This is a genomic window from Prochlorococcus marinus CUG1435, assembly GCA_017644375.1.
In the GTDB taxonomy this organism is placed as follows: Bacteria; Cyanobacteriota; Cyanobacteriia; order PCC-6307; family Cyanobiaceae; genus Prochlorococcus_A; species Prochlorococcus_A marinus_AH.
In genome coordinates, this window is sequence record JAEPLP010000002.1 from 23,515 (window position 1) to 45,661 (window position 22,147).

At 31.7% G+C, this 22,147-nt stretch carries 21 protein-coding genes and 1 tRNA gene; 10 read left to right on the top strand and 12 right to left on the bottom strand.

Going from position 1 to position 22,147, the window contains the following annotated elements; genetic code table 11:
- Positions 1 to 2 precede the first annotated feature (2 nt).
- Entirely contained in the window at positions 3 to 902 is a 900-nt protein-coding gene (gene lipA, locus JJ844_09065; GenBank protein ID MBO6975827.1) for a lipoyl synthase, read from the top strand.
- Here lipA and JJ844_09070 read toward each other — a convergent pair.
- Genes JJ844_09070 through lysA form a run of 6 tightly spaced genes read right to left on the bottom strand, consistent with a single transcriptional unit; the run spans position 899 to position 6,470 of the window.
- Positions 899 to 1,399, bottom strand: coding sequence for a hypothetical protein (locus JJ844_09070; GenBank protein ID MBO6975828.1), 501 nt, complete (start codon positions 1,397 to 1,399; stop codon positions 899 to 901). The genes lipA and JJ844_09070 overlap by 4 nt on opposite strands.
- 11 nt (positions 1,400 to 1,410) lie before the next feature.
- Complete coding sequence (locus JJ844_09075) at positions 1,411 to 2,343, bottom strand: rhodanese-related sulfurtransferase (protein ID MBO6975829.1); 933 nt, start codon at positions 2,341 to 2,343, stop codon at positions 1,411 to 1,413.
- Positions 2,340 to 3,347, bottom strand: a complete 1,008-nt coding sequence (gene bioB / locus JJ844_09080) for a biotin synthase BioB (GenBank protein MBO6975830.1) — start codon at positions 3,345 to 3,347, stop codon at positions 2,340 to 2,342. Before bioB ends, JJ844_09075 begins: the two co-directional genes overlap by 4 nt.
- Before the next feature lie 5 nt (positions 3,348 to 3,352).
- A complete protein-coding gene (locus JJ844_09085) occupies positions 3,353 to 4,156 on the bottom strand; it encodes an isoprenyl transferase (protein ID MBO6975831.1) in 804 nt (267 codons plus the stop codon).
- A 3-nt stretch (positions 4,157 to 4,159) separates the two neighbouring features.
- Positions 4,160 to 5,068, bottom strand: a complete 909-nt coding sequence (locus JJ844_09090; protein MBO6975832.1) for a TIGR00159 family protein — start codon at positions 5,066 to 5,068, stop codon at positions 4,160 to 4,162.
- 28 nt (positions 5,069 to 5,096) lie between these two features.
- On the bottom strand, positions 5,097 to 6,470 hold the full coding sequence (gene lysA, locus JJ844_09095) for a diaminopimelate decarboxylase (protein ID MBO6975833.1): 1,374 nt from the start codon (positions 6,468 to 6,470) through the stop codon (positions 5,097 to 5,099).
- A gap of 85 nt (positions 6,471 to 6,555) precedes the next feature.
- Between lysA and JJ844_09100 the strand changes: the two genes are divergently transcribed.
- The 4 genes from JJ844_09100 (at position 6,556) to JJ844_09115 (ending at position 11,716) form a co-directional block, all read left to right on the top strand.
- Positions 6,556 to 6,996: a GNAT family N-acetyltransferase gene (locus JJ844_09100; protein MBO6975834.1), complete on the top strand. Its 441-nt coding sequence runs from the start codon at positions 6,556 to 6,558 to the stop codon at positions 6,994 to 6,996.
- Positions 6,997 to 7,173: 177 nt separating this feature from the next.
- Positions 7,174 to 9,702, top strand: a complete 2,529-nt coding sequence (locus JJ844_09105) for an ATP-dependent Clp protease ATP-binding subunit (protein ID MBO6975835.1) — start codon at positions 7,174 to 7,176, stop codon at positions 9,700 to 9,702.
- A 15-nt stretch (positions 9,703 to 9,717) separates the two neighbouring features.
- Positions 9,718 to 10,809, top strand: a complete 1,092-nt coding sequence (locus JJ844_09110) for an iron-containing alcohol dehydrogenase (protein MBO6975836.1) — start codon at positions 9,718 to 9,720, stop codon at positions 10,807 to 10,809.
- Positions 10,810 to 10,816: 7 nt separating this feature from the next.
- Positions 10,817 to 11,716, top strand: coding sequence for an alpha/beta hydrolase (locus JJ844_09115; protein ID MBO6975837.1), 900 nt, complete (start codon positions 10,817 to 10,819; stop codon positions 11,714 to 11,716).
- Positions 11,717 to 11,728: 12 nt separating this feature from the next.
- On the opposite strand, the gene JJ844_09120 is transcribed toward JJ844_09115, so the two are convergent.
- Complete coding sequence (locus tag JJ844_09120) at positions 11,729 to 12,586, bottom strand: phosphatidate cytidylyltransferase (protein MBO6975838.1); 858 nt, start codon at positions 12,584 to 12,586, stop codon at positions 11,729 to 11,731.
- 9 nt (positions 12,587 to 12,595) lie between these two features.
- Positions 12,596 to 13,993, bottom strand: a complete 1,398-nt coding sequence (locus tag JJ844_09125) for an aminotransferase class I/II-fold pyridoxal phosphate-dependent enzyme (protein MBO6975839.1) — start codon at positions 13,991 to 13,993, stop codon at positions 12,596 to 12,598.
- Positions 13,994 to 14,058: 65 nt separating this feature from the next.
- Between JJ844_09125 and JJ844_09130 the strand changes: the two genes are divergently transcribed.
- Both JJ844_09130 and JJ844_09135 read left to right on the top strand, forming a co-directional pair.
- Entirely contained in the window at positions 14,059 to 15,717 is a 1,659-nt protein-coding gene (locus JJ844_09130; GenBank protein MBO6975840.1) for an AarF/ABC1/UbiB kinase family protein, read from the top strand.
- A gap of 112 nt (positions 15,718 to 15,829) precedes the next feature.
- The gene (locus tag JJ844_09135; protein ID MBO6975841.1) at positions 15,830 to 16,324 is read left to right on the top strand and encodes a helix-turn-helix domain-containing protein; all 495 of its coding nucleotides are present in this window, start codon (positions 15,830 to 15,832) and stop codon (positions 16,322 to 16,324) included.
- A gap of 24 nt (positions 16,325 to 16,348) precedes the next feature.
- On the opposite strand, the gene malQ is transcribed toward JJ844_09135, so the two are convergent.
- Entirely contained in the window at positions 16,349 to 17,869 is a 1,521-nt protein-coding gene (malQ, locus tag JJ844_09140; GenBank protein ID MBO6975842.1) for a 4-alpha-glucanotransferase, read from the bottom strand.
- Positions 17,870 to 18,125: 256 nt separating this feature from the next.
- Between malQ and JJ844_09145 the strand changes: the two genes are divergently transcribed.
- A complete protein-coding gene (locus JJ844_09145; GenBank protein ID MBO6975843.1) occupies positions 18,126 to 19,121 on the top strand; it encodes a ribose-phosphate pyrophosphokinase in 996 nt (331 codons plus the stop codon).
- A gap of 22 nt (positions 19,122 to 19,143) precedes the next feature.
- Here JJ844_09145 and JJ844_09150 read toward each other — a convergent pair whose 3' ends face one another.
- Both JJ844_09150 and JJ844_09155 read right to left on the bottom strand, forming a co-directional pair.
- Positions 19,144 to 19,515, bottom strand: a complete 372-nt coding sequence (locus tag JJ844_09150) for a Villin headpiece domain-containing protein (protein MBO6975844.1) — start codon at positions 19,513 to 19,515, stop codon at positions 19,144 to 19,146.
- A 127-nt stretch (positions 19,516 to 19,642) separates the two neighbouring features.
- Complete coding sequence (locus JJ844_09155) at positions 19,643 to 20,182, bottom strand: hypothetical protein (protein ID MBO6975845.1); 540 nt, start codon at positions 20,180 to 20,182, stop codon at positions 19,643 to 19,645.
- A 106-nt stretch (positions 20,183 to 20,288) separates the two neighbouring features.
- On the opposite strand from JJ844_09155, the gene JJ844_09160 reads away from it, so the two are divergent.
- Positions 20,289 to 21,407 (top strand): histidine kinase, encoded by a 1,119-nt coding sequence (locus JJ844_09160; protein ID MBO6975846.1) that lies wholly within the window; start codon positions 20,289 to 20,291, stop codon positions 21,405 to 21,407.
- A gap of 41 nt (positions 21,408 to 21,448) precedes the next feature.
- Positions 21,449 to 21,521, top strand: a tRNA-Glu gene (locus JJ844_09165).
- A 17-nt stretch (positions 21,522 to 21,538) separates the two neighbouring features.
- Here the strand turns inward: JJ844_09165 and JJ844_09170 are convergent.
- Positions 21,539 to 22,075, bottom strand: coding sequence for an oligoketide cyclase (locus JJ844_09170; GenBank protein MBO6975847.1), 537 nt, complete (start codon positions 22,073 to 22,075; stop codon positions 21,539 to 21,541).
- Between the last annotated feature and the right edge of the window lie 72 nt (positions 22,076 to 22,147).

Below are 22,147 nucleotides of genomic sequence, written 5' to 3' on the forward strand. Positions count from 1 at the left end.
CAATGAGAGACAATAATCTAATAAATAAAGAAAAAATCTTAAGACTTCCCTCTTGGATTAAATTTCCTATTAGTAAAGCTTCAGAATTCGAAAAAATACAAACACTCATCAAAAAATCAAATATTCATACTATTTGTGAAGAAGCAAGATGTCCAAATAGAGCAGAATGTTATGCCTCAGGAACTGCCACCTTCTTACTGGGTGGATCGATATGTTCTCGTTCATGTGCTTTTTGTCAGGTAAATAAAGGTAGACCTAGTTCTATCAATATTGATGAATGTACTCAAGTCGCTGAAGCAGTGAAAGTACTAAATTTGAAATATGTTGTTTTGACATCTGTAGCTAGAGACGATCTCCCTGATCATGGTGCAAATTTATTTATATCTACAATTGATGAGATTAGAAAAATTGATTCAACAATTAAAATTGAAGTTTTAACTCCTGATTTATGGGGTGGAGGCAAAAATCTTGATGAAACAAATAACCTTCAGACTGAGAGATTGAAGATGATTTTAGAAAAAGATCCAATATGCTTTAATCATAATCTTGAAACTGTTGAAAGACTGCAAAAAGAGGTTAGGAGGGGTGCAAATTACAAAAAATCCCTTAGTTTACTAAAAAAGTCAAAGGATATTGCTCCTCATATTCAAACCAAATCAGGAATTATGTTAGGACTTGGGGAAACATTGGATGAAATAAAAAATACAATTTATGATCTTAAAAAAATAGATTGTGATCAAATTACAATTGGCCAATATTTAAGGCCCTCATTCAATCATTTGGCAGTTAAGAAATATTGGGATCCATCAGAGTTTGAATATTTATATCGCTTCTCTAAGGAATTAGGATTCAAAAAAGTATCTTCTGGCCCTTTAGTTAGAAGTAGTTATCACGCGGGTTAACTTTCTTCAATTAAAGAGAGTTTCTTTTCAAGTCTTTTTAATATGGAAATACATTCCCCGTTCATAAGTGTACCTGCACCTCCCCAAACCAATCTTAATAAAAGATCTACTGGGCTAGAACCAACTTCTTTGACAATTTTGAATCCTATTAATTTAAAATATCTGACAAGTTTTTTACTATATCCTTCACTATCAAAAATAGCTAAAAGTCTTACTTTGTTGCTTGATTTTTTTTCAATTGCCCAAGCCAAAGTTGTTGCCCATATTAATTCCGAAACAAAAGCAGGAGCTTTACTAAGGATTCTTAATGTATCAAGCTGAATACCTTGTTTATTTAAATAAGTCCAACCTTTCATTTCGGCCCAAATCTTAATTATGTTATCTTTCTGTTCTGCAATCACGATTCTAAAGAAACATAATCCGATAGTTTCTCTAACTTGAATTTTAATTAATAATCCAATGGAATCTGCTAATTTTTCTAATTCTTCAACTTTCATGATTTTGAAAATTAGTCCTTATAGATTTTATGATTTTCCACTTTTGATCTATCGATTTGTTTTTGTCTTTCTTCAAACCTTTTCCTATCATCATCGCTGAATTGGTCTATGCAGAAATGACATTGGATACCCTTTCTGTATTCTTTTCTTTCTTGATCTTGAATTGAAATTGGCATTCCACATGCATGACAAATCGAGTAAGAGCCTTTTTCTAAATCTTGATCTAAAGCAACTCTTTTATCAAAAACATAACATTCACCTTCAAATAAGTTTTTTTCTTTTGGTATATCGTCAAGGTATTGAAGGATACCTCCTTGTAGGTGATAAATATTTTTATAACCTTTCTTTTTCAGTAAACTAGTAGCTTTTTCACATCTTATTCCTCCGGTGCAAAACATTGCTATATTTGTATTCTGTTTATTTTCTAAATGGGTTTCTAAATGATCATCTACCCACTTGGGGAATTCACTAAAATTTCTTGTATTTGGGTTAATAGAGTTCTGAAATGTACCTAAAGAAACCTCATAATGATTTCTAGTATCAATGATTATTGTATTTTGATTTTTAATTAATTTATTCCAATCAGATGAGTCAATATAGGTCCCATTATTTTCTGCAGGGTTTATTTCAGGTACACCCATGGTAACTATTTCTTTTTTGATTTTTATTTTTAATTTTTTGAAGACTTTCTCTTTTGAAAAGTTTATTTTAATGTTCAAATTTCTATTACCTGCATATTTATTAAATAAATTGATAACAAAATCAATTACATTTTTCTCGGCACAAATAGTTCCATTAATACCCTCACTTGCAAAAATTAACAAACCTGAAAGATCATTTTCATTTTCGATTTCTAATAATTTATTTTTTAGATCAAGAATTAAGTTTTCTTGAAATGGGAAGAAAGAGTAAAGAGAAACTATCTTATAATTTTTGCCTTTCATAAAGAAGATAATGTTTTTTCAGTAGTTTCAAAATCTTTGTTAAATGATACTCCTACCTCTTTAAGAAGTTTTCTGTCTGATTGAAAAGATGGATTTGAAGTTGTGAGTAACTCATCTCCATAAAAGATTGAATTTGCACCACATTGAAAACATAAAATTTGGGCTTCTTTTGAAAGCTTTTCTCGCCCTGCACTTAATCTTATTTTACTTTTAGGCATAAGAATTCTTGCTGTAGCTATCATCCTTATCATTTCAATAGAATCAATTTCTTGATTATCTTCTAAACCAGTACCTTCAATAGCTACTAATGAATTTATAGGAACACTTTCAGGGTGTGGATTCATGTTTGAAAGTACTTCCAAAAGAGATGCTCTATCGCCATTATTTTCACCCAAACCTATTATCCCTCCACAACAAACATTTATCCCTGCATTCCTTACTCTTTTTATAGTATCTAGTCTGTCTTGATAAGTTCTTGTCGTAATAATATTTTTATAATGCTCAGGACTAGTATCAAGATTGTGGTTATACGCGGTTAAGCCTGCATCAGCCAGTCTGGAAGCTTGTTCTTCTGTGAGCATCCCAGCAGTAACGCATGCTTCCATCCCTAAATCTCTTACACCTCTAACCATCTCCAACATTGCATTAAAAGATTTTCCATCTCTAATTTCTCTCCACGCCCAACCCATGCAAAACCTATCTGCACCCTCATTTTTTGCTATTTGAGCTCTTGCTAAAACCTCTTCAACTTGAAATTGTGGATGACTTTTAATTTCGCTAGTACTATAAATTGATTGGCTGCAATAAGAACAATTTTCTTCACATCCTCCAGTTTTTACGCTGAACAATGATGCTAATTGAATGTTGTATTTATTGAATTTTCTGTGTACAGTTTGTGATTCCCACATTAAATCAATCAGAGGCATATTAAGTATTTCCAATATCTCCTCTTTGTTCCAATCGAACCTAATTTCTCTTGATAACTGATTATTGGAATTTACCATGTTTATTAAGAAGAATATTGAGAATCTTCAAAAGATTCAGTTGGTAATGATTCTATACCGCCGAAACGTCTACTCCTTGATTGGTAATCAATAATTGCTTTTAGAAATTCAAACTCATTGAAGTCTGGCCACATTACGTCAGATATGTAAATTTCTGAATAAGCTAATTGCCATAAAAGAAAATTACTAATCCTTTTTTCTCCACTAGTTCTTATTAGTAATTCTGGATCTTTTATTCCTCGAGTTAATAACTCTGAATTAAATAATTCTTCATTAACTTCATTTGGTTTTATTTCACCTGAATAAGATTTTATTGCTAGTTCTTTTGCAACTTTTACTATTTCTTGCCTACCTCCGTAATTGACGCAAACATTCAATAAAAATTTAGTGTTGTTTTTAGTTAGAGATTCTGAACTGGAGATTATTTCTTTTAAAGTTTCTGGAAAAGGAGTTAAATCTCCAATGAATTTTATTTTTGTTGATTCTTCATGTATCTCTTTAATTTCGTTTCTCAAAACTTCGCTAAAAAGATTTATAAGGAAGTCAACCTCTTTTGTTGGTCTTGTCCAATTCTCAGTTGAAAAAGCATAAACAGTGAGTACCTTACAACCTAATTTTTTTGATGCTTTGAGAATTTCTTTTAAAACACCCACTCCTCTCTTGTGCCCATATGTACGAGGTAAACCTTTTTTAGTCGCCCATCTCCCATTCCCATCCATAATTATTGCAACATGTTCTGGAACTTTCTGCTTATCAATTCTGTTAGATAAGTCGTTATTTTTCTTGTCAATTATTTTTCCTAGACTCATTAGTTAGTCCTTTTTGTTAATAAAGATTTCTGATTTTTCTGGCTCTTTTTCATTGATATCACTAATAATGTTATCAGTAGTGTTTGTCTTTTGGGATAAAACATTTTTACTTAAAGGTGCTTTATTTGCTCCCATAGAGTTCTGATTCCCAATCAAATTAACGAGAAGTTCTTGTAACCTACTGCTGGTAATTGGCCTTTCAAGTTTACCTTGATTTGCTAATGATAACGTACCTGTCTCTTCAGAAACAACAATACATATACACCTGTCAAATCTTTCTGTAATTCCTAATGCAGCTAAATGCCTTGTTCCGTATCTACTAATTCCTTGTCTAGAGAGAGGTAGAATTACTCCGGCAGATATTATTTTGTTACCTTTAACAAGAACTGCTCCATCATGTAACGGTGTATCGGTTGCAAAAAGATTTATTAAAAGGTCCGTTGATAATTGTGCCTCAATATTTGTACCTGAATATAAGAAATCTTCAGGCCTTAAATCACTACCCAAATCTACAACTATTAAAGCACCTCTCCTATTTTGAGAAAGTTTACCTGCAGTATCAACTAACTGAGTAATGGTTGTTGATGTTGCTCTAAATTCCTTGGGTGGATTACCGAGTAATACAGCTAATCTCCCAGTACCTAATAATTCCATTAATCTTCTTAGCTCTCCTTGCCAAAGAATTGCTAAAGAGAGAGAGCAAGCTAGAACAACAGCATCAATTAATTTTGATGTTAACGGAAGATATGCATATCTCTGAATAAACCATGCTGAGGAAACTAAAAACAAATATCCTCTTAACAGCCATAATGTCCTCTGTTCTTTTACTCTAGAAAATAATAAAAGGCCGAAACCAACAGCAAATAATACATCTAATAATAGTTTTAAATTTATTAACCCCCAGAAATTCACATTAAAAACAAAATTAATTTAAATGTACCTAATTTTGTTTGATAAAGCGATCAGGTAATACATCATATTTTAAAAGATCAAATGGACTTTCTCTTTTTTGAATAATTTCTGCCTCTCCATCTTTAACTAATAGAGCAGCAGGTCTTGGAATTCTGTTGTAGTTAGAACTCATTGAATTATTGTATGCACCAGTACCAAAAACACATATAAGATCTCCTGCTTTACAATCTGCTAGTTCAATTTCCTTGAACAATACATCTCCCGATTCGCAGTGCTTACCAGCAATAGTATATTTATTTTTGGAATTAATATTTAATGGATTACTTACTAAACATGCAGAATAATTTGATTGATATGTAATTGGTCTTGGATTATCGCTCATCCCACCATCAACAGATAAATATGTTCTGATACCAGGAATTTCTTTAAAAGCCCCAATTTTGTAAATGGTTATACCTGCTGTAGATACTATTGATCTACCAGGTTCGCACATTAAAGTAGGAAAATCTAGGTTGTTTTTTTTACAAGCTTTAACAACAGAAGAAGAAATTGTTTTTACCCATTCATCAATTGAAGGGGGATCATCACTTTCGGTATACTTGATACCTAAGCCTCCACCAACATTCAGTTCCTCGATATTATGACCAAATTTTTTGGCGTCTAAAATTACCCTTACCATTATTTCTCCAAGATCTTTATGAGGGTCTAGTTCAAAAATCTGTGAACCAATATGAGCATGTAATCCTTTTAATTTTAGATTTTTTGTATTTCTGATTCTGCGAAATAGAGTATTTAAACATTCTAACCCGAAACCAAATTTGCTATCAAATGATCCAGTTCTTATGTATTCATGTGTGTGGCATTCTATCCCAGGAGTAAAGCGAATCATTATTTCTAAATCACGATTAATTGAATTTGAGAGTTCATCTAATCTTTCTAAGTCATAATCATTATCAACAATTACCTTAATATTATTTCTAACTGCAAACTCTATTTCTTTATCTGATTTATTGTTCCCGTGAAAAACAATTTTCTCATTTGGAACACCACCCTTAAGAGCTGTCAATAGTTCTCCTTCCGAAACTGCATCAAGTCCTAAGCCTTCTGAGGAAACAAGATTGCTCATGAATATTGAACTATTCGCTTTGGAGGCATATATAGGTAGTGATTTTCCTGGGTAGTATTTCTCTAAAGCTTTTTTGTAAGCTCTACAAGAGTTTCTTAAAGTGATTTCATCCAAAATGTAGAGAGGGGAATCATAATTTTTTACTAATTCTTGAATAGAACATCCACCAACAAATAATTTTCCATCTTCTCCAATAGATGTAGTGATAGGTACTATATTTTTATTAGGACTTTCTCGGTCAATCTTTTGTTTTAAAAAGGATTTTTTTTCTTTCATGAGAGAATCTTTAATGAAGTTATTCTAAAAGTGTAATGTCTTTATAATGACTTTAATTTCAAATTTTTTGAGTATTTTTTATTAAATGATATCCATTAAACAAATAAATGAGAAAGATATTGATTTATGTTATGAATTAGATTCAAAAACAATTTCATTGTGGAGTAGAGACCAATGGACAAATGAATTAAAAAAAGAAGGTGTAAAGATCTTTGGTTTATTACTTTCAAATTTAACAGTAGGAATATGCGTATTTCATGTAATTCTAGATGAAGCTCAAATAAATTTTTTTGTAATCAATCAAAAATATAGAAAAAAAGGTTTTGGTACCTACCTGATGAACTATCTAATTAAAGAATGTGAAAAACTAAAATTAAAAAAATTATTTTTAGAAGTGTCTCATACTAATTTCACAGCTGAAAAATTCTATAGTCATTTTGATTTTTCCACTGTGGGGATTAGAAAAAATTATTATAAAGACGGTTCAGATGCTCTATTAAAAGAAAAAAAATTAACAACTAAATAATTTAAAAAATTAATTGTTCGGATAACCAGAATGCTTGAAATTACTCTAATTTATTGCTATATCACTAAAAAATATAAAATTTAAACAATAAAATATATTTTTGGGTATTCACAAAAGCTCATTCTGAACACAAAATTGACATATTACTGGTAGGTTATTAATAGATTTAATCTTCTAATGTTCGAAAGATTTACAGAAAAGGCTATAAAAGTCATTATGCTTGCTCAAGAGGAAGCTAGAAGACTTGGTCATAATTTTGTTGGGACAGAACAAATTCTATTAGGTTTAATTGGAGAGGGTACGGGTGTTGCAGCGAAGGTTCTTAAATCACTAGGAGTTAATTTAAAAGATTCAAGAATAGAGGTAGAAAAGATAATTGGTAGAGGTTCAGGTTTTGTAGCTGTAGAAATACCTTTTACACCACGTGCTAAGAGAGTATTAGAGCTTTCTCTCGAAGAAGCCCGTCAATTGGGTCACAACTATATAGGAACTGAACATCTATTACTTGGTTTAATTAGAGAAGGTGAGGGTGTAGCCGCAAGAGTTCTAGAAAATCTTAGTATTGATCTTACCAAAGTAAGAACACAGGTTATAAGAATGTTAGGCGAAACAGCCGAGGTTGGCAGTGGAGCTAATACTAGTAAGGGTAATTTAAAAACAGCTACTCTCGATGAATTTGGAACAAATTTAACAAAGTTAGCTAGTGAATCAAAACTAGATCCTGTTGTTGGCCGTTATGAAGAGATAGATCGCGTAGTTCAAATATTAGGAAGGAGGACTAAAAACAATCCTGTTCTTATCGGAGAACCAGGTGTAGGTAAAACAGCGATTGCAGAGGGTTTAGCTCAAAGAATTCAGCTAGGGGATATTCCAGATATCCTTGAAGATAAAAGAGTCTTAACTCTTGATATCGGGCTTTTAGTCGCTGGAACTAAATATAGGGGCGAATTTGAAGAGAGATTAAAAAAGATAATGGAAGAAATCAAATCTGCTGGTAATGTAATACTTGTGATAGATGAAGTTCATACTCTGATTGGGGCTGGAGCTGCTGAAGGAGCTATAGACGCAGCAAATATCTTAAAGCCAGCATTAGCTAGAGGAGAATTGCAATGTATTGGAGCTACAACACTTGACGAATACAGAAAGCATATTGAAAGAGATGCTGCTCTAGAGAGAAGATTCCAACCAGTAATGGTTGGGGAACCATCTATCGAAGATACAATCGAAATTTTAAAAGGTCTTCGGGAACGTTATGAACAACATCATCGCCTTAAAATTACGGATGATGCTCTAGAAGCTGCAGCTCACCTAGGGGATCGATATATATCTGATAGGTTTTTGCCTGATAAAGCTATCGACCTTATCGATGAAGCAGGGAGTAGAGTTCGTCTAATTAACTCTAAACTTCCACCTGAAGCGAAACAAATAGATAAAGAACTAAGACAAATTCAAAAACAAAAAGAAGAATCTGTAAGGGATCAAAATTTCGATCAAGCTGGCCAATTAAGAGAAAAGGAGATTGAATTGTCTGCCAAAATTAAAGAGGTACTTGAAAATAAAAAAGAATCTACGACCGAAGATGAGACTAATACTGAACCAAACTTAGCAAAAAGTGATTCAAAACTTTTACAAAACCCTATGGTTAGTGAAGAGGACGTGGCCCATATTGTTGCATCATGGACCGGTGTACCTGTACAAAAATTAACTGAAACCGAATCAGTCAAACTTCTAAATATGGAGGAAACACTTCACCAAAGGTTAATTGGACAAGATGAAGCTGTAAAAGCTGTTTCTAGAGCCATCAGAAGAGCAAGAGTTGGTTTAAAGAATCCTAATAGGCCTATTGCAAGTTTTATTTTTTCAGGTCCTACTGGTGTAGGTAAAACTGAATTAACTAAGTCATTAGCCTCATATTTCTTTGGTAGTGAAGAAGCAATGATCAGATTAGATATGTCAGAATTTATGGAAAGACATACAGTAAGCAAACTTATAGGTTCTCCTCCAGGATATGTTGGTTTTAATGAAGGTGGTCAACTTACAGAAGCAGTCAGAAGAAGACCTTATACAGTGGTTCTATTTGATGAAGTTGAGAAAGCTCATCCAGACGTATTTAATTTATTATTGCAACTTCTTGAAGACGGCAGATTAACAGATTCCAAAGGTAGAACTGTCGACTTTAAAAATACTTTGCTAATAATGACTTCTAATATTGGTTCAAAAGTAATTGAAAAAGGTGGAGGCGGACTAGGATTCGAGTTCTCTGGTGACTCTGTTGAAGATAGTCAATACAATAGAATTAAGTCATTAGTTAATGAAGAACTAAAGCAATATTTCAGACCTGAATTTCTAAATAGACTTGATGAAATTATTGTTTTCAGACAACTATCTAAAAACGAGGTTAAAGAAATTGCTGAAATAATGTTGCAAGAGGTTTTTGCAAGATTACAGGATAAAGGTATTAAATTAAGCGTAACTGATGCTTTCAAGGAAAGACTTGTTGAAGAAGGATATAATCCTTCTTATGGAGCAAGACCCTTAAGAAGAGCTGTCATGCGCTTGTTAGAAGATAGTTTAGCTGAAGAAGTTCTTTCTGGAAGGATAAAGGATGGAGATAATGCTTTAGTTGATATTGATGATAATAAAAAAGTTACGATTAATATTTCATCTGAAGAATCTCCTCAAGAGCTAGCGAGCGCTAACTTCTGATCATCTATAATAAATATGCAGTCAATCTCTCCAGAAACTATATTTAGGGGAAATTATGCTTGGCAAGAATCTTTACCTCAAATCACTAAATTAACTAAAAGTCCATTAATTTTAGGTAGAAGTATTCATACGAATATTTTGAGAAATAAAATTTTCAATGATTTAAAAAATCAAAACCTCAATGTTAGTTTTGCTAATTTGAAATTTGATTGCTGTTATGAAGACATTTCAAGAGTAAAGAATATTATTTTAAAAAATAATCATGATTCAGTTATCGCAGCTGGGGGAGGCAAAGTTTTAGATTCTGGGAAATATATAGCCGAGTGTCTTAATATTCCTTGCATTACAGTTCCTCTTAGTGCCTCTACATGTGCAGGTTGGACAGCCTTGTCAAATATTTATACAAAAGATGGGCAATTCATAAAGGATGTTGCATTAGGATCTTGTCCAAAAATCCTTGTTTATGATCATAAATTTATTCAAACAGCTCCATCTAGAACACTTGCTAGTGGCATAGCGGATGCTTTAGCAAAATGGTATGAATCTTCACTTACAAGTTCAACAATAGATGATGGTCTTGTGCAACAAGCGATTCAGATATCAAGAGTTTTAAGAGATCAACTTTTAATAGAAGGAGAAAAAGCATTTAATGGTCCATTTGAAAATAATTCTTCTTGGAGAAATACTGTAGAAGCTTGTGGACTTACAGCTGGATTAGTAGGCGGTATTGGTGGAGAAAAGTGTAGGACTGCTGCTGCACATGCTTTTCATAATGCAATTACTCAGATAATTACCACAAAGAAATTCTTACATGGTGAGATCGTTGGGGTTGGATTATTATTGCAATTAAGACTAGAAGAAATGAAAAATAATAATAAATTAGCTGAGCAATCAATTAAACAATTGTTGTTACTTATGAAACAATTGAATTTGCCAACTACTATTGCACAACTTGGAATAAATGTTTTTGAAGATAATAATTTAGAGAAAATTGCTGATTTTACTTGTCGAGACAAATCTGAGATCCACTTTTTGCCTTTTGAAATTCATAAACATGAAGTAATAGAAGTTATTGCGAATTTTGAAAAACAAAAAATAAGAATTTAAATACTTTTTGACTAAATCCCATTTCGAACAACTTAGTGATATAAATATTCGTTTTTTTGAGAATGCCAAAAATTCTTTATTAGACCCTTCAGGTCTTCATATGGCAAATGATGTTCAATGGATCAAACTCAGTGAAAACTGGAACTCTTTAAAATTCCCTGTGGTTATTGGAGGAAGAGGTCAACCTATACTTCTCCTCCATGGATTTGATAGTAGTTTTCTAGAGTTTAGGAGAATATATCAATCATTAAAAAGAAATTTCCAAGTTATTATCCCTGATCTATTGGGGTTTGGTTTTAGTCCTAGGTGCGCAACAAATGAATATAATCCTTCTAAAATAATTTCATATTTAATTGATCTTCTTCAGACCTTACAAATATCAAAAAATCTAAAAATTGTTGGTGCCTCTATGGGAGGCTCAACTGCCTTAAAACTTTCTTTTGAAATGCCTGATTCTATTGATAAAATTGTCCTTTTATCTCCCGCAGGATTATTTGGACAACCTAAGAGTATCCCTTTCCCTCTTAACCAAATAGGGGCCTCATTTCTAGGATTGCAGAAGGTCAGAAAAAGTCTTTGTAGGCAAGCATTTGCCTTCCCAGATGAATGTGTTGGTGAAAAGGAAGAGCAAATTGCTTCAATTCATTTAGGTTGTAAAGGATGGCGGAACTCACTAGCGTCATTTGCAAAAAGTGGAGGGTTTGCTGGAACACAGAAATATATTCAAAATATCCCAATCAAAGCACTATGTGGAGAAAATGATCGCATTCTTGGAAAACAAGAAATTAAAAATATAAGAAAAATTGATAAATTAAATTTTATAGGATTGCAAAATTGTGGTCATCTACCTCATGTAGATTTACCGTCATTATCTAGTAAAATAATTGAGGATTATTTTTTGGAATAAAGACTTTCATAATTAATTTAGATACTTAAAAATTATAAAAATGTAATACAAAACAGATGGTGTAAAAATGTAGCTGTCAATTCTGTCAAGAATGCCTCCATGTCCTGGTAAAAAAGTTCCCGAATCTTTTATTTTTGCATCTCTCTTCATCATTGATTCAATTAAATCTCCAACTAATGCCATAAGAGAAATTAAAATTCCATATAAAATTCCAACTAATATTGGATTTTCCCAATTAAGTAAATATGAAAAAAATATCGCTAATAAAATTGAACATGATATTCCTCCAATTAAACCTTCTATTGTTTTGCCCGGAGATATTGGAGAAAGAGATTTTTTACCAAATTTCTTACCAACGAAATAAGAACCAATATCACTAGCTACAATTAAAAAACAAGAGGTCAAAGTTAAATGAAGACCACTAGTATTAGATAAGTTTTCAAACGAAATAAAACCTTGATTTGAATTTATTATGACTGAATCTAATCCCCTTAACTTAATCCAGTAACTAGGTAAAAAACCTAAATAGAATAAACCAAATATAGAAGCTGCAATATCGGAAATTGTTCCAGGCTTTGGTTGCAAAAGTAACCAAGTGCATATTACAACTGAACACATAGGCAGTATTGAATTTGTTATTTCTCCTTGAATCAAACCTATAGTCTCAAGATAAGTGGAAATTATAATAACGATAGATGAAAATAATGTGGTTTTAGTAGCTGGCTTTATTCCTTTAAATTCAGCCATCCTAAAAAATTCTAATAATGCTAAATAAGTAAGCAAGGTTGTTGCTAAGGTAAAAAACCATCCTCCTAACAAAACAACAATTAAACCAAATATTCCTATGAGTAATCCGCTTCTCAATCTCATATTAAATTTCTATGTTTTTATTACTCTTATATTAAAATTTAACAGATCTTTGTTGCATAAACTTTGATTATTTATCCAATTAAATCTATCGAGATCAATTTTTTCTCCTGGAACTATTAGAGGTATTCCAGGAGGGTAAGGGCAAATAATATCTCCAGATATTTTATTTAATGATTGCGAAAAAGGAATACTCCGAGTCTCGCTTCTCCAAGCAATTCCAATTTGCATTTCAGGCGCTTCAACTAAATTAAAGGGTGATTGGAGGACTTTTAGAGCGTCTAATTTTTTTGATTTTAATAGTAATTTATTCCACAACTTCACAAATAAATTGAGAAAATCTTTTTGATCCGCAAACCCTAAGCAAAAAGTTAGAGTCATCATTTCTGGTAATTCAGCTATAAGACCATTTTTATAAAAAAATTCATCAGCAGTGAAACCATCAATTCCAACCTTGGAGGTATTCAATACTATCTTTAAGGGGTCTTGAGTTTCTATGAGAGGAATATTCTTTTGGATTAATTTTTTGTAGATACTTTTTGCCTCCAAAATTCTTTTTTCATATTTTGATAAGCTTTTTTTATTAAGCCAGTCTTTAATAGACTCTTCACAAGAAGAAATTAATAAGGAGCTTGGACTAGTAGTTTGCAACAAATTAATACTCTTGATTAAATTTTGCTCATTTACTAGATTCCCTTTGTACCAGAGTGCAGCAGTTTGAGTTAAACCATTTAGTGACTTATGCAATGAATGAACGACTAAATCAGCGTTTGATATTAAAGCTGATTTTGGTAGGTTAAGGTTTTCACAAAAAAGGAAATAAGAACCATGGGCTTCATCAACCAAAACAGGTAAATTTTTTTGATGACAGAGATCTATTAAAGGCCTTAAATCTCCCGCGTAACCCTGATAGGAGGGACTTACAAGAATTACACCTACAATTTTTTTTTCTTTAAAATTTATTTTTTTAAATACATTTTTCAACCAGTTTTTTGTAACTGGTTTGTAATGACCGTTTTCTGATGAAAAATCCAGGTCAAAGAATATTGGTTGTATGTTCTGCATCGCACAGATTTTTATAACACTTATGTGGACATTTCTAGGCATTAGGATATTTTCGCCAGGATTTGCCATTGCAATTACAGCTGATTGTATTAAACCAGAGGCTCCATTAACTCCAAAAAAACAACCTTTTGCCCCAAATCTCTCAGAGAATTCTCTTTGAGTTTTGGCAATTAATCCTCTTTGTGATAGAGGGGAGCCTATCTCTGGTAGTTCTGGTAAGTCCCAATACCCAGGTTCTTTTTTTAATAATTTCACTAATTTCTTGGGTAAAGCTTCCCCTCTGTTATGAGCAGGAAAGAAAAGTGACTTTAAAAACTTTTTAGTTAGAAATGAAGAAATGCTCATAAAGTATTATTGACATATATAGAATGAATTAATTAAGAATACCTCTTCGATATTTTTTAAATTTAATGACAAGGTCTAACTCGCAATACTCAGCAAAAGGTGACTTAATTTGGTTGATTTTGAGACCATGGATTTTTATTCCAAGAGTTTTATATATCTTTTTAACTTTTATTTTTCTTTTTTTAAGAATACTTTTTCAAGGTAACAGTAAAAATAAGAATATACAAAAAAATCTCTCAAAATATCTTTTTGATGTAATAACAGATTTAGGACCTTGTTTCATAAAATTGGGTCAGGCACTTTCAACTAGGCCGGATCTGGTTAGACAAGATTGGCTGACAGAACTTACAAACTTACAGGATAATCTTCCACCATTTGATCACAAAATTGCTTTAAAAATTATTGAAGAAGAACTTGGAGCTCCACCTAGTGAATTATTTGATGAGTTCCCTGGGAGTCCTATTGCCTCAGCAAGCTTAGGTCAGGTTTACAAAACAAAAACAAAAAGTCGTTCTTATGTAGCTGTAAAAGTGCAAAGACCAAATTTGTACTTCACTATAAGAAGAGATGTTGTGATACTAAGGTTTTTATCAACTTTTTTGTCACCATTTCTGCCATTAAATATTGGTGTTGGAATTGGAGAAATAATAGATGAATTCGGCAAGGCACTTTTTGATGAAATTGACTATGAAAAAGAAGGTGAAAATGCCTTGAAGTTTGCAAATTTATTCAAAGATAACCCGAATGTTTTTATCCCCAAATTGGAAAAAGAGTTTTCATCAAAGAGAGTTATTACAACCTCTTGGATAGATGGAGTCAAGTTAAGAGATAAGGCTTTATTAGAGGAAAATAACTTAGTACCTTCCTCTTTTATAAAAACTTGTGTGATCAGTGGTCTCCAGCAATTATTTGAATATGGATATTTTCATGCTGACCCACACCCTGGAAATATGTTCGCACTTAAAGGTGGAAATGCAGATTATGGATATTTAGCTTATGTAGATTTCGGAATGATGGATACAATTACAAATTCAGATAGACTCACTCTCATTAAGGCTATTGTGCACATAATAAATGATGAATATTATCTTCTCGCAAAAGATTTTCAGAAATTAGGTTTTTTAACTAAAGAACAAGATCTTCAAAAACTCGTTGAACCATTAAAAGAAGTTTTAGGTGGATCTTTTGGTGCTGAAGTAGGAAATTTTAATCTTAAAAATGTTACTGATAAATTCTCAAAACTAATGTATTCATATCCATTTAGAGTGCCTAGTAGGTTTGCTTTAATAATAAGAGCGGTTGTTAGTCAAGAGGGTTTAGCACTAAGGCTAGATCCTGAATTTAAAATTTTAAAAATCGCATATCCTTACATAGCTAAAAAATTACTTACCGATAATTCTGAAGAGATTTTAGAAATTCTTTTGGAAGTTGTTTTTGATCAAAAAGGTCGAATTCAAATAGAAAAGGTAGAAAGTTTATTAAATGTTTTATTTAAAAATACTGGAAATATTAATTCAGATCTCATACCGGTTGCAAATGCAGGATTAAAATTGATTGTCAGTAATAAAGGATCCGAAGTTCGGAAGAATCTTCTTTTAAGCCTTATAAGAGATGACAAATTAGAATTAAACGATGTAAAAAAACTTTTAAGTTTAATTAGAGATACATTTAGCCCTTTGAATATTGCAAAAAGTGCAGTTCAAAATATTATCTATCCAGTTTAATTTATATTTACTTCTGATAAATTTACTTATAAATTTAAAAGGACTAAAATTGAAAATAGTAGTTTCTTTTAAAATTTAGTAGTCAAATAATCTATGAAATTGGTGATGTTGAATGAATATTTTTAAAAAACTTTTTTTATTAAAAAAGAAAGCTGTGATTGATAATGAAGTAAATCATGGATTAGTTGATCGGTATGGAGAAATCGCTAGGTTAGTAAAAGAAGCTAGAATCCAAAAAAATTTAACAATTCAAGAATTGTCAGGCATTTCAAAAATTCCTGAACAAACGTTAATTTCTATTGAAAAAAATAACAAAAAAACTCGCCCAAAGTATCCATTCATAAGATCAATATTAATTAAATTAGAGGAATGCTTAGGATTAAAAAAAAATACATTAGAAAAATTAGCAATTAGAGAAGTAGAAACTTCTAAGAAAGAAAAAAAAGATTTTATTGTCAATAAATTCGATCTTATAAATACTTGGCAGGGTAGCCTTTTATATTTTTTTATATTAATTGTAACGGTGTTCATATTGAAGAGATATTTTATTTTGAATGTAAATGTTATAGAGATTCAAAATATTGAAAACAAAATAATTAATAAATAAACTTCAAAAAGTTATTATTTTTTACTATTTTCTTGTTCTCCCAAAACTTTTTCCTAGATCACTGAATCTCCTTAGATTGTCTTCTATTTCTCTTAAAGGTCGATTTAACTTCCATTTCCAATTATTTTTTATAGTGCCAGGTATGTTTAATCTGCTTGAGTCATCTAGAGATAAAATATCTTGGATTGGAGCGATAAAGAGATTAGCCTTTGTATCCATGCCTATTTTTATTAAACTCCATGATGGATTTTCAGAGAATTTATATTCATCTTTTATTCGTTTTTTGGCGTTATTTTCCAAAGACTCCCACCATGAGATGCAAGTAGAGTTGTCATGGGTACCTGTATAAACTACCCAATTTCCCCCTTCAATATTCTTTGGTAAATATGGGTTGTCTTCGTTTCCATCAAAAGCAAACTGTAATATTTTCATTCCTGGAAGTTCAAAATATTTCCTTAAATTTTCTACATCAGGTGTTATTACTCCAAGATCCTCCGCGATTATTGGTAGGGAGTTAGTTCCTAAATCAATTTTTAATTTATTTAAAAGTGTTCTTCCTGGAGAATTTATCCATCTACCAGAAATTGCTGTTTTAGAATTGCCATTAACTCTCCAGTAACCAGCTAAACCTCTGAAATGATCTAATCTCAGCAAGTCGACAAGTTCAAATTGTCTTTTAAATCTTTTCCTCCACCAATCGAAATTAGTCCTCTTATGTTTTGACCAAAAGTAAGTTGGTGTCCCCCATAACTGTCCTGTTGATGAAAAATAATCTGGTGGGACACCACTTTGAAAGATTAAAGCTCCATTTCTAAGGATTGAGAAAAGTGATTTATTACTCCATACGTCTGCGCTGTCCCTTGAGATATAAAATGGTAAATCTCCAATTAACTTAACATTATTTGATTTTGCAAAGTCTTTAATCGCGCTCCATTGCCTATCTAAATGCCACTGTATTAATTTTTTAATAAGAATATCTTCACTTCTTTCCTTAATCCACGATTTTAAAAATTTTTTATTTTTTATTTTGAAATCTATAGGCCATTGCCACCAAGGCAACATATTAAATTCCTCTCTGATAACAACAAATAATGCATAATCTTGAACCCAAAAGTTCTTAAGTATCCATTTTTCAAAATCAAGTTTTCTCTCTTGAGATTGTGAATTCCAACCTTGCAGAAGGAGACGCCCTAATTTTTTTGTTAAATGATCAGCAACATCAAAATCAAAATGATTCTTATTCTGACTGGGAAGTCCTAATTCTTCTTTATTTGAAATGATGATAAAACCTTTATCAATTAAATCATCTGTATCCAAAAACCATGGGTTTAGAGCAAAACTAGATGGAGAACTATATGGAGAACCTGTAGAGTCAGTCGGTGTAAGGGGTAAGAATTGCCAGTATTCAATACCATGCTTATGAAGTTTTTTTATCCACTCTTTAGCTCCTTTTCCAAAAGTTCCACATGCGCCACCCCCAGGTATACATGAGGGATGCATAAGTACGCCTAAGGATTTTTTTGAAAGGAATGATTCTGCAGGCATGTTTCTAATTATATTTTTATTCTTTACACTTAAAGTGTTTTTTTAGTTTTCTAAATTCAACGATATACAAATTTTTTTTTATTGACAAATATTATTTTTGTTTTTTAGTTTGAAATTAAAGTTAATTTTGATTTTTGATTGACTTTCTTTAATATTTTTCGTAAGAGATGTGAAAATTGAAAAGATCTAGTAATTATCTTTTGCGAAATTCACATAAACGACTACGATAAGAGTATAGTTTTATAGTGCTAATTTCGTGACAAGTTTTATCACGGCAGTACAGAATAAAGAATCGAACTTTAATCTAACTAATAGTAGATTAAGGCTAGTAAGCGGAACAACAAACCCTAAATTAGCTGAAGAAATAGCAACATACTTAGGTATTGAAAATGTCCCTTTAATATCAAAAAGATTTGCTGACGGAGAACTCTATGTTCAGATTCAGCAATCTATAAGAGGCTGTGATGTATTCCTTGTACAACCTACCTGCGCTCCAGTAAACGATAGTTTAATGGAACTTATGATCATGGTTGATGCTTGCAAGAGGGCATCTGCTAGACAAATAACGGCTGTAATCCCTTATTTTGGATATGCAAGGGCAGATAGAAAGACTTCAGGAAGAGAGTCTATAACCGCTAAACTTACTGCAAATTTACTAGAGAAATCTGGGGTAGATAGAGTTCTAGCTATGGATTTGCACTCTGCTCAGATACAAGGTTATTTTGATATACCATGTGATCATATCTACGGGTCACCTGTATTAATTGATTATTTAGAAACTTTAAATTTAGAGGAAGTTGTAGTAGTTTCTCCTGATGTAGGTGGAGTTGCTAGAGCAAGAGCATTTGCAAAATTAATGAAAGATGCTCCTTTGGCTATAATTGATAAAAGAAGATCAGCTCATAATATCGCTGAAAGTTTAACTGTTATAGGTGAAGTTAAAGGCAAAACGGCTATTCTCATAGACGATATGATAGACACGGGAGGCACAATTTGTTCTGGAGCGAATTTATTAAAACAAGAAGGTGCTAAAAGAATATTCGCCTGTGCTTCACATGCGGTATTCTCTCCACCTTCTTATGAAAGATTAAGTACTAAGGATTTATTCGAACAAGTTATTGTGACAAATAGCATACCAGTTCTTGTTAAAAACAATTTTCCACAATTAAAAGTTCTTTCAGTTGCCAACATGTTAGGTGAAGCTATATGGAGAATTCACGAAGAAAGTTCCGTTAGTTCTATGTTTAGATAATTTAAAAGAAATTATTACTTTTCTACAATTCTTTTAATTTCTTGATTCTTTCACTCTCAATTTTAAATTCTTTTTTAACCTTTTCAGGAACGTTATCAGGACAAATTTGAAGTGCTGCTTCAACTAGTTGCAAAGATGCAATATATTGTAAATTTTTAAAATTAACTGTTTGTTCTTTCTTTTTTTCAATTATTTTCCCCCCATGTTTTTGTTGTACTACTGATGCGAAAGTTGCTGAGGCAACGTTCAATGTTTTTGGAAAATCTAAGTCTAGGCCTTTTCTTGTGGCATTACAAAGAAATGAAACACCCATACCGTGATATAAATCTAAATCATTCTTTTTAGCAGGCAATTTTTTAACATTTGCACTTACTTTAAAAGATGCATTATTCATATCTAATAAAAAAGAAGAAAAAATTATAGGAAGCGAGAAAATCTTAAATATCTTGGTAAGAACCATCTTTTTTTTACATTAATAATATTAAAATAACATTTTATTTAACCTAAATCTGCTAAAAAATTTATTTAATAATTTTAATTTCGTGATGATTCTCTACTATTTTTAGCTTGTTTTTATTCCATGAATATATAACCCTGAATCTGTATTTATCTGAATCCACTAGTCTTGTATGTTCAAGAATATACCAATCTTCATATGAAGATTCAAAAATCATTTCGTGTTCATCGACTTGTTTAATATTTGAAATCCCTTGGTTATTACTTAAATAAAAATTTTCCCTCATAAGTTGATGTCCCTTCAAGGATGCATGCATTTCTCCTTGTTCTTTATATTGGGGGTTTTCCTCAAAAAAATCATATTTTTTTTCTGGGTACCATGTGAATTTATAGTGCGACTCCCATTCAGACTTATTCTCAAGAGCTTGTATATTTATATTCATGCATAAATTATAAGTTTTTTGTATTTCATCAAGAAAATAAGTTCTATTAGATTTCCATAGACCAATATTTCTTGAAAACCATCTTTTTAGATTACTATTTAAACTAATTTCTGGGTTATTTTCTCCAAAATTTAGATTTTGCTTTTGATTGATAACAACCATATATAAATAAGTCTCATTTATTTCATAGCTTATTTGTAGAATAAAAATAAATATCTTAATGTGTTTATAAGGATTGACAGCTTTTCAACACTTCAGAGGTAACCATTTGAATGATAAAAAAGAGCTAAAATTGATACTTGTAGTTGCTAGAAATCAACTTTCTAGTAATGATATCAAGTCACTGATAGCTTATTTAGAGTCAGATAATTGTGAATTTGAGATATCGCTTCAAATTTCCGATCCTACTGAACAGCCGGAGTTACTTGAATTACATAGATTGGTTGCTATTCCAGCTCTAATAAAGGTTTCTCCTGCTCCAAAGCAAATATTCGCAGGAAGTAATATTTTCTCTCAGTTGCAGAAATGGTTGCCCAGGTGGTCACAGGAAGGGTTAACAAAAAATTTAGGGATTAATTTGCAACCATCTAAAATTGATTCAATAAGAACACAAAAGGAATTTCTTCTTGAGGACGAACTTCTTGTTTTAAGACAAGAAAATGAGACATTAACAAAAAGAATAGAATCTCAGGAAAGATTACTTAGAATGGTTGCTCATGAATTAAGAACTCCATTAACTGCAGCTACTTTGGCTGTTCAAAGTCAGAAACTTGGACAAATAGATATTAAAAAATTGCAAGAGGTTATTAAAAGACGATTACAAGAGATCGAACTATTATCTCAGGATCTTCTTGAGGTTGGAACAACGAAATGGGAGGCATTATTTAATCCTCAGAAAATTGATCTAGGCAATATTAGTGCTGAAGTAATACTCGAATTAGAGAAGTTCTGGAGATTAAGGAATATTGAAATAGATACTGATATCCCATCTGATTTACCAAGTGTATTTGCAGATCAAAGAAGAATGCGGCAAGTATTTTTAAATTTAACTGAAAATGCTATTAAATTTTCTCAAGATTGTGGATCCATAAAAATTACAATGATTCATAAGACAAATCAATGGGTAGAAATAACAATTTGTGACAAAGGTGTAGGAATTCCTTTGAGCGAACAGAAAAGAATTTTTCTGGATAGAGTTAGGCTGCCACAGACTTCTGAAGGGACTTCAGGATTTGGGATAGGACTATCTGTTTGCAGAAGAATAGTACAAGTTCATGGAGGAAGAATATGGGTTGTATCTGAAATTGGAGTAGGTTCCTGTTTCCATTTTACTGTTCCTGTGTGGCAAGGACAAAACAAAGAGCAACAATACTTGACGAAAGGCTAGCCTTACTCTTAATTTTTAATAAGCTGTTATGCTGATTTCCTGGCCCCATCGTCTAGAGGCCTAGGACACCTCCCTTTCACGGAGGCGACAGGGGTTCGAATCCCCTTGGGGCTATTATTGAAAATTTTAAACTATTTTATGGATGATTTTGCTTGTTTATCTACGGCAATCAAATTTTCTGAAAGATCTTTTTTAAGTCGTTTTTCTATCATCCCAATTGGCATCCACTGACAACCTTGAACAGTAAGTTCATAAATTAACGAATTTTTTGAAGTGTTTTTTATGTTTTGAATTTTCCAACTACCTTCAAATTTTCTGAAATCTCCTTTAATCAAATTAAATTTCAAAAGGCCAAGCTCTTTATCTTCGAATAAATCGATTGTTACTTCAGCTGAAAATTTCATACCAAGAAAATCCTGAGCCCCCACTTGTTTAAGATGGATATTATTGTTCTTTTGATATATTTTTTTGCTTGAAAGTAAATTCGGTATGTAAAGATTTAGTCGATCATAATCTGTTAAAACATTCCATAAAGAATCGAAACTTGCAGATGTTGTTAGTTGAGCTGCCAGTCTTCTTGTCCCACCAGAAAGCTTTTCCATCGTTTGCTCAATTGTCCTGTAATCATTATTTTTAGAATGATCTAGTGATTCTTGAGAATTATTCATAAATGAATTTTTTAATAAGATAAAAAATTATTTCTGTGTAACTATACCGATAAAAACAACAAATACTGAAAA